Genomic DNA, 15,924 nt, shown 5'->3' on the forward strand with positions numbered 1-15,924 from the left:
AGGTAAATATGGGTAAAGCTCTCGTAATAGTTGAGTCCCCGGCAAAAGCCAAAACTATTAATAAATACTTAGGTAATGACTACGTGGTGAAGTCCAGCGTCGGTCATATCCGTGATTTGCCGACCAGTGGCTCAGCCAGCAAAAAGAGCGCTGACTCAACCGAAAACAAAGCCAAGAAGAAAGTTAAAAAAGATGAGAAGACGGCGCTGGTAAATCGGATGGGCGTCGATCCTTACCATGGCTGGGAAGCGCAATACGAAATCCTGCCGGGTAAAGAAAAAGTTGTCGCCGAGTTAAAGTCGTTAGCGGAAAACGCTGACCACATCTATCTCGCAACCGACCTTGACCGCGAAGGGGAAGCCATTGCCTGGCACCTGCGGGAAGTGATCGGGGGTGACGACAAACGCTTTAGCCGCGTGGTGTTTAACGAAATTACCAAGAACGCGATCCAAAATGCGTTCAAACAGCCGGGCGAGCTGAATATCGACCGCGTTAACGCACAGCAGGCGCGTCGCTTTATGGACCGTGTGGTGGGTTACATGGTTTCGCCGCTGCTGTGGAAGAAAATTGCCCGTGGCCTGTCGGCAGGACGCGTGCAGTCCGTTGCGGTACGGCTGGTGGTAGAGCGTGAACGCGATATCAAAGCCTTCGTGCCGGAAGAGTATTGGGAGTTGCACGCCGATTTGTTAGCCAAGGGTGATACCTCGCTGCAAATGGAAGTGACGCATGCTCACGACAAACCTTTCAAGCCGGTTAATCGCGAGCAGACTCACGCCGCGCTGAAACTGCTGGAAAAAGCCCGCTATACGGTGCTGGATCGCGAAGACAAACCGACCAGCAGCAAGCCGGGTGCGCCATACATTACCTCCACGTTGCAGCAGGCGGCCAGTACCCGTCTGAGCTTTGGCGTGAAGAAAACCATGATGATGGCCCAGCGCCTGTATGAAGCCGGTCATATCACCTATATGCGTACCGACTCAACCAATCTGAGCCAGGACGCGCTCAACATGGTGCGGGGTTACATCGGCGACAACTTCGGCGACAAGTACCTGCCGAAAGCGCCGAACCAGTACAGCAGCAAAGAAAACTCGCAGGAAGCGCATGAGGCTATCCGTCCGTCGGATGTGAACGTGCTGGCCGAGCAGTTGAAAGACATGGAAGCGGATGCGCAAAAGCTGTATCAGCTGATTTGGCGTCAGTTTGTCGCCTGTCAGATGACGCCGGCGCAGTACGACTCCACCACGCTGTCGGTCAAGGCCGGTGATTACCAGTTGCGCGCCAAGGGCCGCACGCTGCGCTTCGATGGCTGGACTAAAGTGATGCCGGCGCTGCGTAAGGGCGATGAAGACCGCACCTTGCCGTATGTTGAAGTGGGCAGCGAGCTGGAATTGCAAAAGCTGATCCCAAGCCAGCACTTTACCAAGCCGCCTGCACGTTACAGTGAAGCTTCGTTGGTTAAAGAGTTGGAAAAACGCGGTATTGGCCGTCCATCCACCTACGCTTCGATTATTTCAACCATTCAGGATCGTGGTTATGTGCGGGTTGAAAGCCGCCGTTTCTACGCCGAAAAAATGGGCGAGATCGTTACCGACCGTCTGGAAGAAAACTTCCGCGAGCTGATGAATTATGATTTCACCGCCCGCATGGAAGATGGCCTGGACCAGGTAGCGAACAATCACGCCGAGTGGAAAGCGGTGCTGGATGAATTCTTTGCCGAATTCAGCGAGCAGTTGGAAACGGCGGAAAAAGATCCTGAAGAAGGCGGTATGCGCCCGAATCAGATGGTGATGACCAGCATCGACTGCCCGACCTGCGGTCGCAAGATGGGCATTCGCACTGCCAGTACTGGCGTATTCCTGGGCTGTTCCGGTTATGCATTGACGCCGAAGGAACGCTGCAAAACCACCATTAACCTGGTGCCGGAAACGGAAGTGCTTAACGTTCTCGAAGGCGATGATGCGGAAACCAACGCATTGCGCGCCCGCCGTCGTTGCCAGAAATGCGGCACGGCGATGGACAGCTACCTGATCGACAACCAGCGCAAGCTGCACGTGTGCGGTAATAACCCTGCGTGTGACGGCTATGAGATCGAAGAGGGCGAGTTCCGCCTGAAAGGTTATGACGGCCCGGTGGTTGAGTGCGATAAATGTGGTTCCGAAATGCACCTGAAAATGGGGCGCTTCGGCAAGTACATGGGATGCACCAACGAGAACTGCAAAAACACCCGCAAGATCCTGCGTAACGGTGATGTTGCACCGCCGAAGGAAGATCCGGTTCCATTGCCGGAACTGCCGTGCGAAAAGTCGGACGCTTACTTTGTTCTGCGTGACGGCGCAGCCGGTGTGTTCCTGGCGGCCAATACTTTCCCTAAATCGCGCGAAACCCGTGCGCCATTGGTGGAAGAACTGGCCCGGTTCAAGGATCGCCTGCCTGAAAAACTGCGTTACCTGGCAGATGCGCCGGTAGCGGACGCGGAAGGCAACAAAACCATGGTGCGTTTCAGCCGTAAAACCAAACAGCAGTATGTCTCTTCGGAAAAAGACGGCAAAGCCACCGGCTGGTCCGCTTTCTACATCGATGGCAAGTGGGTTGAAGGCAAAAAGTAAATTTGCAGCCTGAATGCAACATGAAAAAACCAGCCCCTGTGGCTGGTTTTTTATTGGCTAAAGCCGGTGAACAGATCTATTCTTTGCTGTTTTTTCCATCCTGGCGCTGGGGTTTCACGTTGATCGCAATGCAAAATAATCGTTACCATAGTGTGACGCGGATCTATACTTGAAGCTGTAGCGTGATATAGTGGTTATATAAAAAGTTTTTTTATGATTAAAGCTTATTAGCAACGGCGGTTTCTTCAGCCTCTGAGTGAAACACTGTGTTCATGGCTTATTCGTTTTCAGCATACCGGGGCGACACCGATATACCTGGCTGCGGCTCAACGCAGTGTTTAACCTAGGATGGTATAAGATATGAAATTGCAGCAGCTTCGTTACATCGTGGAAGTGGTTAACCACAACCTGAATGTCTCCTCGACGGCAGAAGGGCTTTACACCTCGCAGCCCGGCATCAGCAAGCAGGTGCGGATGCTGGAAGATGAGCTGGGTATCCAGATTTTCGCCCGCAGTGGCAAACACCTGACTCAGGTCACGCCGGCAGGATTGGAAATCATCCGTATTGCGCGTGAAGTTTTGTCCAAAGTGGATGCGATCAAAGCCGTCGCCGGCGAGCATACCTACCCGGACAAAGGCTCGTTGTACGTGGCGACCACCCACACCCAGGCGCGTTATGCGCTGCCTAACGTCATCAAAGGCTTTATTGAGCGCTATCCACGAGTCTCTTTGCACATGCATCAGGGGTCGCCGACGCAAATCGCGGAAGCCGTCTCCAAAGGCACGGCAGATTTCGCCATTGCCACTGAAGCGCTGCACCTCTACGACGATTTAATCATGCTGCCGTGTTACCACTGGAATCGCGCGGTAGTGGTGAAGCCCGATCATCCTTTAGCCGGTAAAAGCCACATTACCATCGAAGAACTGGCGGCTTACCCGATCGTGACCTACACCTTCGGCTTCACCGGCCGCTCTGAGTTGGATACGGCGTTCAACCGTGCCGGTCTGACGCCGCGCATCGTATTTACGGCTACCGATGCCGACGTGATTAAAACTTACGTGCGTCTGGGCCTTGGGGTGGGTGTGATCGCCAGCATGGCGGTAGACCCGATACAAGATCCGGATCTGGTGACGGTGGATGCCCGCGATATCTTCACCTACAGCACCACCAAAATCGGCTTCCGTCGCAGTACCTTCCTGCGTAGCTATATGTACGATTTTATCCAGCGCTTTGCGCCACACCTGACGCGTGACGTGGTCGACAACGCGGTTGCACTGCGTTCCAACGAAGAAATCGAAGCGATGTTCAAGGACATCAAGCTGCCGGAAAAGTAAGCCGTTAATCTAACGACCAACAAACGATTTATGCAGCAGGAGAGGCGTTTTTTCTCTCCTGCTGCCCCCTCTACTGACTTCCACCATTCACGCTTTAGTTCCTCTATTTACCGCCTTTTGCCAGTTTACGCTGTACTGACAGCAGGGTACGCCGTCGGATCCACCCGCTGGCGGGGCGGATCATGGCCCAATAGCCGGCAAGCCGAGCTTTAACCTGCGATGTCGGGCACCAGATAAAGGTTTCGGTGCGCAGCATAGCGAGCCCGGAAGCCTCCGGAATAACTTTAAAACGCAGCACCAGCTTAGCGGCTTTCTGGTCGTTAAATTGGTGAAAATCCTCTGCAGTTGCCAATTTATTGACGCCCAACATAGGCCGCCAAAAACGCCCGGCCAGCCCCAGTGAGACTTCATGACTGTCCTGATGGAGCAGGGTAAAGGTATCGAAGCCAAAGGCAGCGGGGGACGTGGCGAGTTCGGTGCCTGACAACCATTGGCGCAGATGGCCCGGCAACTGGCGAAGCATCAGCAGCCTGCGAATGATCGGGTCTTCCGCCATATCCAGGGAAAGCACCGCCTGAATAAGGGCTTCGGGTGCAGCATCGATAGCGGCTGACTGATGCCTTTCGTAAAAACTGAACGCTGGAAGATAAAGTGAAGCATCTTGCCAGCTTCGACACTCTCGTTCACTGACAAACCCCAAAAATGCCACGGCGCTCTCCTTAAACTTAGATTTTGCCCCCATTACCCTCGAAAAGTGTAGACCGGGACACGGGAGTATCGCGATTGCATCTCGGCCGGCAAACAGTTTGCATTTTGTGCCATGCCCCGGCGAGCCTTAAACCTGCTGAATATTAAGCGTTTTTAAGTGCTGGTACGAGCGCCATATTGAGTTGGAAATGCCGGGCATGAGATTTCCCTGATGTGGCTGTCGTTCAATGTGGTCCATAATTCCCACTCTGTTTGTTTGGATACAGGGATGTTGGTGTGAACGATAAGGACATTAGACGTAAAGCTTGGCAAGCCGTGTTCATGATTAGTGGTTTGTTCTGGCTGTTGGTGGGTTCATTGGTTTGCTGGCTGGTCTAAGCCCCTGGCCTCAATCAATCCCCTTGTAGAGATCTTCATTTTTTGACCTTTTCCGGACTCGCCGTGTTTGCCAGGACGGGAGGGTAATTCCTTCCTTTGGCCTGGCTTTCACCACATATCCGACCAGTTCAGCGTCGTTTTCTTGCTAATCCACTGCCCGAACAAGCACTTACCTCCGTTGATTGTTCTTGCCTATCGTTATGATCAAAACGTGTTGTTATCAAAACGTTACGTCATCTTTGTGTTATCTTTAAATAAGACCTCAGTGATTACCCTGTTTTAGACATAATAAGAAATGGAGGAGCTATGTCGTCCGATCTTCGTGAAACGAGTATGGATAAGCTGGTGGCGCTCAATACTGAGTACGGCTATTACAGCCTGCCATTGGCGGCAAAACAGTTGGGCAATATCGACCGACTGCCCAAATCAATGAAAGTGCTGTTGGAAAACCTGCTGCGCCATGTGGATGGCGACACCGTGCAGGTTGACGATCTGAAAGCCATTGTTGGCTGGTTGCAGACCGGGCATGCAGACCGCGAGATTGCCTACCGGCCCGCCCGCGTACTGATGCAGGATTTTACCGGTGTGCCTGCGGTGGTGGACTTGGCCGCAATGCGTGAAGCGGTCCAGCGGTTGGGCGGGAATGTTGATCAGGTCAACCCGCTGTCACCGGTCGATTTGGTGATTGACCACTCGGTCACCGTTGATGAATTTGGCGATGACGAAGCCTTTGAAGAAAACGTGCGCATCGAGATGGAGCGCAACCACGAGCGCTACACCTTCCTGCGCTGGGGGCAAAAAGCCTTTAACCGCTTCCGCGTGGTGCCGCCGGGCACCGGTATCTGTCACCAGGTCAATCTGGAATATCTCGGCCAAACCGTGTGGCATACGGACGAGAGCGGGCAGCGTATCGCTTACCCGGATACCCTGGTCGGTACCGATTCTCACACCACCATGATCAACGGCCTGGGCATTCTAGGCTGGGGCGTAGGCGGTATTGAAGCCGAAGCGGCGATGCTGGGCCAACCGGTGTCGATGCTGATCCCTGACGTGGTGGGCTTTAAACTGACCGGCAAGCTGAGCGAAGGCATCACCGCCACCGACCTGGTGCTGACCGTGACCCAGATGCTGCGTAAACACGGCGTAGTGGGCAAATTCGTCGAGTTTTACGGTGATGGCCTGGCCGATCTGCCGTTGGCCGATCGGGCAACCATTGCCAATATGTCGCCGGAATTTGGCGCGACTTGCGGTTTCTTCCCGGTAGACGAAGTGACGCTGGGTTACATGAAGCTCAGTGGCCGCAGCGATGAGCAAATCGCATTGGTTGAGGCCTATGCCAAGGCGCAGGGCATGTGGCGTAACCCGGGCGATGAACCGGTCTTTACCAGCACGCTGGCGTTGGATATGTCGACGGTGGTCGCCAGCCTGGCGGGGCCGAAGCGCCCTCAGGATCGCGTGGCGCTGCCGGACGTGCCTAAGGCGTTCAACGCCGCGACTGAGCTCGAGATCGGCAATCAGCAGCGCAAAGCTGAATTCAAAACTTTTACCCTGAACCAACAGCAGCATGAGCTGCATAATGGCGCGGTAGTCATCGCGGCCATAACCTCTTGCACCAATACCTCGAACCCCAGCGTGATGATGGCGGCCGGCCTGCTGGCGAAGAATGCGGTAAACAAAGGCTTGCGAACCAAGCCTTGGGTGAAAACCTCGTTGGCACCGGGCTCCAAAGTGGTGACTGACTATTTCGACAGCGCCAAACTGACCTCTTATCTTGAGGAACTCGGTTTTAACCTGGTCGGCTACGGTTGTACCACCTGTATCGGTAACTCCGGGCCATTGCCTGAGCCGATCGAACAGGCGATTAAAGAGGGCGATCTGACCGTGGGCGCGGTGCTCTCCGGCAACCGCAACTTCGAAGGCCGTATCCATCCGCTGGTAAAAACCAACTGGCTGGCTTCGCCGCCGCTGGTGGTGGCTTACGCGCTGGCCGGCAGCATGAAAATTGACCTGACCAAAGACCCGCTGGGCGAAGGCCGGGACGGGCAGCCTGTCTATCTGAAGGATATCTGGCCGAGCAGCAAAGATATTGCCCAAGCGGTGGAGGAAGTTCGCACCGAGATGTTCCACAAGGAATATGGCGCGGTCTTCGACGGTGACGCAAACTGGCAATCGATTCAGGTTGCCGGCTCGGCCACCTATCAATGGCAGGGAGATTCTACCTATATCCGTCATCCGCCATTCTTCAGCACCATGAAAGTGAAGCCGGATCCGGTACAGGATATCAAGGATGCGCGCATTCTGGCGATCCTGGCCGACTCGGTGACCACCGACCATATCTCACCGGCGGGGAATATCAAACGTGACAGCCCGGCGGGGCGCTATCTGAGCGATCATGGCGTTGCGGCGCAGGACTTCAACTCCTACGGCTCTCGTCGTGGTAACCATGAAGTGATGATGCGTGGCACCTTTGCCAATATCCGTATCCGCAATGAAATGGTTCCCGGAGTCGAGGGGGGCTATACCCGCCATATTCCGTCGCAGAATCAGCTGTCGATCTATGACGCTGCCATGCAGTATCAGCAGGAACGCGTACCTTTGGCAGTGATTGCCGGTAAGGAATACGGTTCAGGCTCCAGCCGTGACTGGGCGGCAAAAGGGCCGCGGCTGCTGGGTGTTCGGGTGGTGATTGCCGAGTCCTTTGAGCGTATTCACCGTTCTAACCTGATTGGTATGGGCATTCTGCCGCTGGAATTCCCGGCAGGCGTGACGCGTAAGACTCTGGGGCTGAGCGGTGACGAGCAGATCAGCGTCAGCGGGCTGCAAACGCTGCAGCCGGGGCAGACGGTGCCGGTACATATCACCTATGCCGACGGGCGCAAGGAAGTTGTGAATACCCGTTGTCGTATCGATACCGGCAACGAACTGACTTACTATGAAAACGACGGCATCCTGCACTACGTGATCAGGAAAATGCTGTAATAAAAAGGGCGCCTTAACGGGCGCCCTGATTTTTCCCACGAGAAAATTACTTCTGGTCCAGCAAATGGCCCATTTTAGCCGCCTTGGTGGCCAGGTAACGTTCGTTCTTCGGATTACGACCGACAATCAACGGCACACGTTCGGTGATGTTGATGCCGGCTTCCGTCAGGATCTCAACCTTTTTCGGGTTGTTGGTCAGCAAGCGCACCGCATCCACGCCCAACAGCTTGAACATGTCGGCGCACAGGGTGAAGTCGCGCTCATCGGCAGCAAACCCCAACTGATGATTGGCCTCTACGGTATCCGCGCCCTTGTCCTGCAGGGCATAAGCACGGATTTTATTCAGCAAACCGATATTGCGACCTTCCTGGCGGTGGTAGAGCAGAATACCGCGGCCTTCTTCTGCGATATGCTCCAGCGCCGCTTCCAATTGAAAACCGCAGTCGCAGCGCAGGCTGAATAATGCATCACCGGTCAGACACTCAGAATGTACGCGTGAGAGTACCGGCGTCGCGCCAGAGATATCACCGAACACCAGCGCCAAATGGTCGTGTCCGGTAGCCAGTTCTTCGAATCCTACCATCAGGAAATCGCCCCAAGGTGTTGGCAATTTGGCCTCTGCCACCCGTTTAAGCTGCATGTTGCTCTCCACAAATACATCCGATTCAATCATGGTTGCGCATCCTACTTCCGGTACGGTGAACTGACCAGTATTAAAATGCGTAACCACGATCGGCATTTCGTTAATTATCGGCTATTTTGCCATAACTTCTTGCCCTGCGGTGCTCAGCAAACCAGCATCCGGTGTTTTCAGCCAACTATTATTGCGATAGGTTTTTTATCTGTTTAATTTTTAGAGTGTTATCGATATTACAAGATTGTTACACTGCAAATTGGCTTAAGCAAAGGGCGATGGGAATGTTTGAGATAGCAAAACGTACGGCCGCAGGGGCAATAGTTCTGTTACTGATGCCTTTGGTGGTGTGGCTTTCCGGCTGGCAATGGCAACCGGGGGGCGACGGACGACTTCTGAAAGGCCTGTACTGGCTGACCGAAACGGTCACTTCCCCTTGGGGCATTATCACCAATATCATTCTTTGCGCCTGGTTCCTGTGGTGTCTGCGTTTTCGCATCAAGCCGGCGATTGGCCTGCTGGTGCTGCTCAGCGCGTCGATATTGATTGGCCAGGGCGTGAAGTCCTTTATCAAGGACCGGGTACAAGAGCCACGGCCTTTCGTGCTGTGGCTGGAGTCAACCCATCAGATTGATGAAAAATACTTCTACTCGCTCAAGCGCAAAGAGCGGGGGGCGTTGGTCAAAGAGCAATTGCAGGACCAGGCGCTGGTACCCGTATGGTTGCGCGAACATTGGCAGTTCGAGACCGGCTTTGCGTTTCCTTCAGGCCATACCATGTTTGCTGCCAGTTGGGCGCTGTTGGCGGTAGGGTTGCTGTGGCCACGGCGGCACTACAAGACCGTGGCGGTCTTAATGGTTTGGGCGGCGGGCGTGATGGGGAGTCGTTTGCTGCTGGGGATGCATTGGCCGCGTGATCTGGTGGTGGCGACCTTGATCAGCTGGCTGCTGGTGACCCTGGCCTGTTGGCTGGTGCAACGTTGGTTTGGGCCTTTGACACCGCCTCCGCAGGAGCAACAGGAAATTGCGGAAAGAACCCTGACGCATAAGCATTAGGTGACCGCGTCACTTTAAACGGCGTCTGGATGGCGCCGTATTAATCGCTTACATAAGACCTTCATTGCAATTCGCATTAATGCCCCCATATCTTGATTAATCTATTATTTTGAGACGCTCTCTCATAAATTTGTCTGGGAGTGCCGTTTACTGTCGAATATGCCAGCATATATATGGTTTTATCGTGCCTCAGGGTTTCCCTGCTACGACGGGAAATGCTAACTTATTAGTTAGGGACGCCACGTATTGGCATAGTTCATCCGATTAACTCGGCATCGCGGGAAAGAATGTGAAATATTTGCTGATTTTTTTGTTGGTTCTGGTGATCTTCGTGATTTCCGTCACGTTGGGCGCGCATAACGATCAGGTGGTGAGTTTTAATTATCTGGTTGCGCAGGGCGACTATCGCGTATCGACCCTGTTGGCGGCGTTGTTTGGCGCCGGTTTTGTTCTCGGTTGGGTCATTTGCGGCCTGTTTTATCTGCGTACCCGCATTGCGCTGGGGCGTGCCGAACGCAAAATCAAAAGGCTGGAACTGCAGCTTGAACAACCTGCTGACCCGGCAGCTCAGTCCGTTGTCAGCAAGGAATAATCTTCTATGTTAGAGCTGCTGTTTCTGTTGCTGCCCGTGGCTGCCGCGTACGGATGGTACATGGGGCGCAGAAGTGCTCAACAGGATAAACAACAGGAAGCCAACCGTCTGTCGCGCGAGTACGTGGCCGGGGTTAACTTCCTGCTCTCCAACCAGCAGGATAAAGCGGTCGATCTGTTCCTTGATATGTTGAAAGAGGACAGCAACACCGTTGAAGCCCACCTGACGCTGGGTAACCTGTTCCGTTCGCGTGGCGAAGTCGACCGCGCTATCCGCATCCATCAGGCGCTGATGGAAAGCGCTTCCCTGACCTTCGAACAACGTTTGCTGGCCGTGCAACAGCTGGGCCGCGACTACATGGCCGCCGGCATGTACGATCGTGCCGAAGACATGTTTGGCCAACTGGTTGGCGAAGAGGATTTCCGCCTTTCTGCGTTACAGCAGCTGTTGGCGATCCATCAGGCCACCAGCGACTGGCTTAAGGCCATCGACGTGGCGGAAAAACTGGTAAAATTAGGCAAAGACAAACAGCGCGTCGAGATCGCGCATTTTTATTGCGAACTGGCCTTGCAGGCAATGGGCAGCGACGATCTCGATAAGGCGATGGGGTTGCTGAAGCGCGCGGCTTCGGCCGACAGTCAGTGTGCCCGTGTGTCGATCATGGTGGGGCGTATTTATATGGCCCAGGGGGAGTACGCCAAGGCAGTTGAGTCGCTCCAACGCGTGCTGAACCAGGATAAAGAACTGGTCAGCGAAACTCTGCCGATGCTGCAAGAGTGTTACCAGCACCTGGAGCAGCAGCAGGGTTGGGCAGACTTCCTCAAGCGTTGCGTGGAAGAAAATACCGGCGCTACTGCGGAACTGATGCTGGCGGAAATTATCGAACAGCATGAAGGACGCGACGTGGTGCAGGTTTATATCAACCGCCAGCTACAGCGCCACCCGACCATGCGAGTATTTTACCGCTTGATGGATTACCACCTGGCGGATGCAGAGGACGGCCGTGCGAAAGAGAGTCTGTTACTGCTGCGCGATATGGTCGGTGAGCAAATTCGGACCAAACCGCGTTATCGCTGTCATAAATGCGGCTTTACCGCTCATTCTCTGTATTGGCATTGCCCGTCATGCCGGGCCTGGTCATCGGTCAAACCGATTCGCGGGCTGGATGGGCAATAAAGTGCAATAAAAAACGGGGCCTGATTAGCCCCGTTTTTTGTGGTGACGGCACCGACTTATTTTTTCTTGCCGGCCTTCACGTTACCTTTCAACAGCTGACGCAGCTTCTTCAACTCTTTCTGGTTCAGCGGCTGCTCAACTTCTTCTTCAATCCCCTGATTATCGATTTCGCCATGATGCAACTCCGCCGATTTTTTAGCGGATTTTTCCGCTTTGGTCGGTAGCTCAAAGCTGGTTTCAAGGCGTTGGCAAACCTCAGCACTCAGAGAAAGTTGGTTATCGGCAGCAATGGCACGAATTTTTTCTTTGAGTTCCAGAGGGATTTTAATGGTTAGTGTAGATATCTCGCTCATTTTGAAGCCTTTCTGCGGGAAGATTGACTTCAAGCTAAGCCACTCTCGCAGGAGAGTCCAGTGTGTAATAAAAATTTAATATTTATGTAACATTGTGGCGGGGGAATTGTGAACGATTTGGCGGGGAAATAAAGTAAAGCCCGGCGTGCCGGGCCCTATACCTGATAGCTTATTTGTAGATAACTGCGGTACCACTGAGCATGTTGTTACCGCCGGCAGAAATGATGCGGTAGCTGCTGGCGCCTTGTGCATCGGCTTTTGCGGCCAGTTTGGCTTCCAGGCCACTCAGGGTAGTTGCGTGACCGGCGGAAACGACGCCTGAAGCGGTCAGGCCGCTGGCCTGTTGCTGATCCACCGGTTCAGCGGCGAAGGTAGCGAAAGAGGTCATGGCGATAACGGCTGCTGCTGCAAAATATTTGATGTTTTTCATGATGAACTCCAGTCTATTTGTTTAGGTTGGAAGGCGTTTGCTTCCGATGTGTTGAATAATAAAGTATCCACGGGGATTTAAAATCTGATAATGCTGAGCATGTTGTTCAAATTATTTGATGTATAATTTACGCATCTTTACGGCGGTTTACGCAGGCTGGGTTAAGGGCGGTCAGGGGTTATTGACGCTTGATGACGTACGAGGGGATAACATTACTTAAGCGCAGCGCGCGCTGCGGCTGGGATTTCTGTCGGCTGGCATGTAGAATGCGGCGGTCAGTTTGGCGGGTTATTACCTATTTATGTCCATTTTACAGAAGGTAGAAGAAATGAAGTCTGAAAATAACATCAATAACAATGACTTAAAATCATCTCCGATCATCGTTGCGCTCGATTATGCAGATATTGACGCGGCGCTGGCATTTGCCGATCGTGTTGATCCGCAGGACTGCCGGTTAAAAGTGGGCAAGGAAATGTTCACCCTGTTCGGACCTCAGCTGGTGCACGATTTGCACGCGCGCGGTTTCGACGTGTTCCTGGATTTGAAATTCCACGATATTCCAAATACTACCGCCCGTGCCGTTGCCGCGGCGGCCGAGCTGGGCGTATGGATGGTTAACGTGCATGCCAGCGGTGGTGCGCGCATGATGACCGCAGCGAAAGAGGCATTGCTGCCTTATGGCGCCCAGGCCCCGCTGCTGATCGCCGTCACCGTGCTGACCAGCATGGAAGCAGAAGATCTGCGTGGTATCGGTATCGACCTTTCTCCGGCCGAGCAGGCGGAGCGGCTGGCGCGTCTGACCCGCGATTGTGGGCTGGACGGCGTTGTCTGTTCAGCGCACGAAGCTGAGCGTCTCAAAGCGGCCTGTGGCCAACAATTCCAACTGGTGACGCCGGGAATCCGCCCTGAAGGCAGCGCCGCCGGCGATCAGCGCCGTATTATGACGCCAGTACAGGCGCAAGCGGCAGGCGTTGACTATATGGTGATTGGGCGCCCGATCACCCAATCCGCCGATCCTGCTGCTACGCTAAGTGCGATCCGCGCTTCTCTGGCTTAAGGAGACGACAATGAGCAACGATAACAGCCGGCTGGTATATTCCACCGATAGTGGGCGTATCAAGCAGGAAGAGGTCAAACCGCCACGTGAAAAGGGTGACGGTATCGTGCGTATTCAGCGCCAGACCAGCGGGCGCAAAGGAAAGGGTGTTTGCCTGATCACCGGCATTGATCTGGATGATGCCGCATTGGACAAGCTGGCGGCAGAGCTCAAGAAAAAATGCGGCTGCGGCGGCTCGGTCAAAGAGGGTGTGATCGAGATCCAGGGCGATAAGCGGGATTTGCTTAAGCAGCTGTTGGAAGGCAAAGGGATGAAGGTCAAGCTGGCAGGCGGCTAATCGCCTGAGCGAATGGCCATGCCGCGGTGCAATACTGCGGCATGGCTGGGATACTGCTGCCGGGCGTTAACCCGTTGATGGCAACCCGCCATCGATGAAAGGTAAAACAGACCTGAAATAATCTTTATTATGCTTAATACGTCAAAGCGATATCGCTTTTGCCAGCCTGTCGGCAGAGGTATCTGAAAGCTGGCCGATCAGGTTATTTACCTACCTGATGACCAATGATGCCCCCCACTGCGGCCCCACCGAGCGTACCCAGTGCGCTACCATCGGTCAGCACCGCGCCGCCTACGGCCCCCGCACCGGCACCAATGGCGGTGTTACGGTCACGCTTGGACATGTTCGAACATGCGCTGAGTGAAAACGCCAGAGTAAGCGCCAGAGCGGCGGTAGCAAAACGTTTATTGATAATCATCATAATGACTTCTCCTTAGCATTGGCTATCTGGGAGTGCCCATTAAGTATAGGCATGAACCCGAATTTCGGCCTGCTAGTGGCTCCCAGTAAGTATCGCTATAAAAAATGGCATTTTTTGTTAAAGGCAGAATAATTGAAACGCCTAAAGCGCTCTCTCCGCCAATATTCACTATAAGCTTCTGCTGAACGATAAACAGGTAAATAGTCTTAAAGTCCATTGCGCGCTATTTAATGCCCAGCGCGCAAATTGCCGTTTCCAGCAGAAGACCACGCGGTCTTTAGCGATTTACGCCATACCGCCCCCGAGCACGCCTGCCGACAATATTCCCAACAGGGTAACCGGGAAAGAAACATGCTTAACGATCTCAAGCAGCAGGTATTGGAGGCTAATCTGGCGCTGCCACGCCATCATCTGGTGACCTTCACCTGGGGGAATGTCAGCGCCGTCGATCGTCGCGAGGGATTGATGGTGATCAAACCCTCGGGGGTGGAATACGCAGCGATGACCCGTGACGATATGGTGGTGCTGGAATTGGAAAGCGGCAAGGTGGTGGAGGGCGCCAAAAAGCCTTCTTCAGACAGCGATACCCACCGCGTGCTGTACCTGGAATTTGGCAATGCCGGCGGCATCGTACACACCCATTCGCGGCATGCCACCATTTGGGCGCAGGCCGGGCTGGATATTCCGGCCTGGGGCACGACCCACGCCGACTATTTCTACGGCGACATTCCCTGTACCCGACGGATGCAGGATGAGGAAATTAATGGCCGCTATGAATGGGAGACCGGCAGAGTGATTGTCGAAACCTTTGGCCAGCGCCGGTTGGATCCGGCTGCGTTGCCGGGCGTGCTGGTGCATTCTCATGGCCCCTTTACCTGGGGTGAAAACGCAGAAACCGCGGTACACAATGCGGTGGTGTTGGAAGAAATTGCCTATATGGGGATTTTCTCGCGCCAGCTGTCGCCGGGCCTGGCGAATATGCAGCAAACCCTGCTGGACAAACATTACCTGCGCAAGCACGGTAAAAATGCCTACTACGGCCAGTGAGCGTCAGGAGGTCCGCCTGTCGGCGGCTCTCCGTTGCTCCGTCTGGCGCCTAGTCGTTGACCATATCCAACTGTATTCCCTGGCGCTTCAACAGGTGTTGATACTCCAGCGACAGCCGCGAATCGGTAATTACCCGCTGGACCTTACCTTGCTGGGTCAGCGGATTGGGTTGAATTTGACCAAACTTTGACGAGTCTGTCAGGACAATATTTTCTACGCCCTTCGCCAGCACGGCATTTACCACGTCGGCACGCATCATATCGCGACCGGTGAAGCCGGTATCCGCATGATAGCCATCGACGCCAATAAACGCCTTACTGAAATGCACTTGCTGAATGCATTGGCGGGTTAACGGCCCGACCACGGTCTCGCTCTTTTTCTGGTACATGCCGCCCAGCACGATCACTTCGCAATCCGTCTCTTTCAGCAGATTGGCGATATAGTGGCTGACGGTGATCAGCGTAATGCGTTTGCGCTCGGCGATATAACGCGCCAGCAGCGCGTTGGCACTGCCGCTTTCGATAAAAATGGTCTCATCGTCGTTAACCAGCGAGGCGGCATACTGCGCCAGCTTTTGCTTAAGGGTGAAGTTGGACATCATGCGCGCATCGACGTCGTCGCTTTCTAATGCCAGCGCGGAACCGTGTACCCGTTTCAGGTAGCTGCGTTTCTCCAGCAGGTTCAAATCCTGGCGGATCGTCACCTCTGAAACGCCGGTGGCCGCAGCCAAATCGCTGACGCTGATACGTCGGCGATCGTTGACCAATTGAAGTATTGTCTGTTGTCTTGAATTCATATCAACCTGATGTGCGGCCA

Annotated in this window: 16 protein-coding genes; 10 read left to right on the top strand and 6 right to left on the bottom strand. The window is 54.1% G+C overall.

The annotated features are described in order from the left end of the window. Nucleotides 1–8: 8 nt before the first annotated feature. Nucleotides 9–2,606 (top strand): type I DNA topoisomerase, encoded by a 2,598-nt coding sequence (gene topA, locus H5P17_RS11455; protein WP_182822995.1) that lies wholly within the window; start codon nt 9–11, stop codon nt 2,604–2,606. Between the two features lie 360 nt (nt 2,607–2,966). Then, on the top strand, nt 2,967–3,941 hold the full coding sequence (gene cysB, locus H5P17_RS11460) for an HTH-type transcriptional regulator CysB (protein WP_020827132.1): 975 nt from the start codon (nt 2,967–2,969) through the stop codon (nt 3,939–3,941). 103 nt (nt 3,942–4,044) lie between these two features. On the opposite strand, the gene H5P17_RS11465 is transcribed toward cysB, so the two are convergent. Further along, complete coding sequence (locus H5P17_RS11465) at nt 4,045–4,650, bottom strand: hypothetical protein (RefSeq protein ID WP_048823896.1); 606 nt, start codon at nt 4,648–4,650, stop codon at nt 4,045–4,047. Nucleotides 4,651–4,925: 275 nt separating this feature from the next. On the opposite strand from H5P17_RS11465, the gene H5P17_RS11470 reads away from it, so the two are divergent. Continuing rightward, entirely contained in the window at nt 4,926–5,027 is a 102-nt protein-coding gene (locus H5P17_RS11470; RefSeq protein ID WP_269935160.1) for a YmiA family putative membrane protein, read from the top strand. A gap of 306 nt (nt 5,028–5,333) precedes the next feature. Next, nucleotides 5,334–8,006, top strand: a complete 2,673-nt coding sequence (acnA, locus tag H5P17_RS11475) for an aconitate hydratase AcnA (RefSeq protein ID WP_182822999.1) — start codon at nt 5,334–5,336, stop codon at nt 8,004–8,006. Between the two features lie 46 nt (nt 8,007–8,052). Here the strand turns inward: acnA and ribA are convergent, their stop codons facing one another. Then, on the bottom strand, nt 8,053–8,646 hold the full coding sequence (ribA, locus tag H5P17_RS11480; protein ID WP_041415420.1) for a GTP cyclohydrolase II: 594 nt from the start codon (nt 8,644–8,646) through the stop codon (nt 8,053–8,055). A 278-nt stretch (nt 8,647–8,924) separates the two neighbouring features. Here ribA and pgpB point away from each other — a divergent pair, with 278 nt between their 5' ends. From pgpB to lapB, 3 genes are all read left to right on the top strand, one after another. Further along, nucleotides 8,925–9,695, top strand: coding sequence for a phosphatidylglycerophosphatase B (gene pgpB / locus H5P17_RS11485; RefSeq protein ID WP_044552959.1), 771 nt, complete (start codon nt 8,925–8,927; stop codon nt 9,693–9,695). Nucleotides 9,696–9,984: 289 nt separating this feature from the next. After that, the gene (locus H5P17_RS11490) at nt 9,985–10,287 is read left to right on the top strand and encodes a LapA family protein (RefSeq protein ID WP_182823001.1); all 303 of its coding nucleotides are present in this window, start codon (nt 9,985–9,987) and stop codon (nt 10,285–10,287) included. Between the two features lie 6 nt (nt 10,288–10,293). Beyond that, nucleotides 10,294–11,463: a lipopolysaccharide assembly protein LapB gene (gene lapB, locus H5P17_RS11495; RefSeq protein WP_044551626.1), complete on the top strand. Its 1,170-nt coding sequence runs from the start codon at nt 10,294–10,296 to the stop codon at nt 11,461–11,463. A 56-nt stretch (nt 11,464–11,519) separates the two neighbouring features. Here the strand turns inward: lapB and H5P17_RS11500 are convergent, their stop codons facing one another. Then, entirely contained in the window at nt 11,520–11,816 is a 297-nt protein-coding gene (locus H5P17_RS11500) for an Arc family DNA-binding protein (RefSeq protein WP_182823003.1), read from the bottom strand. A gap of 169 nt (nt 11,817–11,985) precedes the next feature. Continuing rightward, nucleotides 11,986–12,246, bottom strand: coding sequence for a YdgH/BhsA/McbA-like domain containing protein (locus tag H5P17_RS11505; protein WP_044551621.1), 261 nt, complete (start codon nt 12,244–12,246; stop codon nt 11,986–11,988). 328 nt (nt 12,247–12,574) lie between these two features. On the opposite strand from H5P17_RS11505, the gene pyrF reads away from it, so the two are divergent. Beyond that, nucleotides 12,575–13,303 carry an orotidine-5'-phosphate decarboxylase gene (pyrF, locus tag H5P17_RS11510; protein ID WP_044551618.1) on the top strand — a complete coding sequence of 243 codons (729 nt, stop codon included), beginning with the start codon at nt 12,575–12,577 and terminating at the stop codon, nt 13,301–13,303. Nucleotides 13,304–13,313: 10 nt separating this feature from the next. Next, a complete protein-coding gene (gene yciH, locus H5P17_RS11515; RefSeq protein ID WP_044551616.1) occupies nt 13,314–13,640 on the top strand; it encodes a stress response translation initiation inhibitor YciH in 327 nt (108 codons plus the stop codon). A 202-nt stretch (nt 13,641–13,842) separates the two neighbouring features. Here yciH and osmB read toward each other — a convergent pair whose 3' ends face one another. Beyond that, nucleotides 13,843–14,061 carry an osmotically-inducible lipoprotein OsmB gene (gene osmB, locus H5P17_RS11520; protein WP_004945176.1) on the bottom strand — a complete coding sequence of 73 codons (219 nt, stop codon included), beginning with the start codon at nt 14,059–14,061 and terminating at the stop codon, nt 13,843–13,845. A 351-nt stretch (nt 14,062–14,412) separates the two neighbouring features. Here osmB and araD point away from each other — a divergent pair, with 351 nt between their 5' ends. Beyond that, nucleotides 14,413–15,108: an L-ribulose-5-phosphate 4-epimerase gene (gene araD, locus H5P17_RS11525; protein WP_044551597.1), complete on the top strand. Its 696-nt coding sequence runs from the start codon at nt 14,413–14,415 to the stop codon at nt 15,106–15,108. 49 nt (nt 15,109–15,157) lie between these two features. Here the strand turns inward: araD and H5P17_RS11530 are convergent, their stop codons facing one another. Next, nucleotides 15,158–15,904 carry a DNA-binding transcriptional regulator YciT gene (locus H5P17_RS11530; RefSeq protein WP_044551595.1) on the bottom strand — a complete coding sequence of 249 codons (747 nt, stop codon included), beginning with the start codon at nt 15,902–15,904 and terminating at the stop codon, nt 15,158–15,160. Nucleotides 15,905–15,924 lie beyond the last annotated feature (20 nt).

This window comes from Serratia sp. OS31 (assembly GCF_014164835.1).
GTDB lineage: Bacteria > Pseudomonadota > Gammaproteobacteria > Enterobacterales > Enterobacteriaceae > Serratia > Serratia liquefaciens_A.

Bases quoted from the DNA above. Each gene is read 5' to 3' on its own strand.
- topA (WP_182822995.1), top strand. From the start codon at position 9: ATGGGTAAAGCTCTCGTAATAGTTGAGTCCCCGGCAAAAGCCAAAACT.
- cysB (WP_020827132.1), top strand. From the start codon at position 2,967: ATGAAATTGCAGCAGCTTCGTTACATCGTGGAAGTGGTTAACCACAAC.
- acnA (WP_182822999.1), top strand. From the start codon at position 5,334: ATGTCGTCCGATCTTCGTGAAACGAGTATGGATAAGCTGGTGGCGCTC.
- ribA (WP_041415420.1), bottom strand. From the start codon at position 8,646: ATGCAGCTTAAACGGGTGGCAGAGGCCAAATTGCCAACACCTTGGGGC.
- pgpB (WP_044552959.1), top strand. From the start codon at position 8,925: ATGTTTGAGATAGCAAAACGTACGGCCGCAGGGGCAATAGTTCTGTTA.
- lapB (WP_044551626.1), top strand. From the start codon at position 10,294: ATGTTAGAGCTGCTGTTTCTGTTGCTGCCCGTGGCTGCCGCGTACGGA.
- H5P17_RS11500 (WP_182823003.1), bottom strand. From the start codon at position 11,816: ATGAGCGAGATATCTACACTAACCATTAAAATCCCTCTGGAACTCAAA.
- H5P17_RS11505 (WP_044551621.1), bottom strand. From the start codon at position 12,246: ATGAAAAACATCAAATATTTTGCAGCAGCAGCCGTTATCGCCATGACC.
- pyrF (WP_044551618.1), top strand. From the start codon at position 12,575: ATGAAGTCTGAAAATAACATCAATAACAATGACTTAAAATCATCTCCG.
- yciH (WP_044551616.1), top strand. From the start codon at position 13,314: ATGAGCAACGATAACAGCCGGCTGGTATATTCCACCGATAGTGGGCGT.
- osmB (WP_004945176.1), bottom strand. From the start codon at position 14,061: ATGATGATTATCAATAAACGTTTTGCTACCGCCGCTCTGGCGCTTACT.
- araD (WP_044551597.1), top strand. From the start codon at position 14,413: ATGCTTAACGATCTCAAGCAGCAGGTATTGGAGGCTAATCTGGCGCTG.
- H5P17_RS11530 (WP_044551595.1), bottom strand. From the start codon at position 15,904: ATGAATTCAAGACAACAGACAATACTTCAATTGGTCAACGATCGCCGA.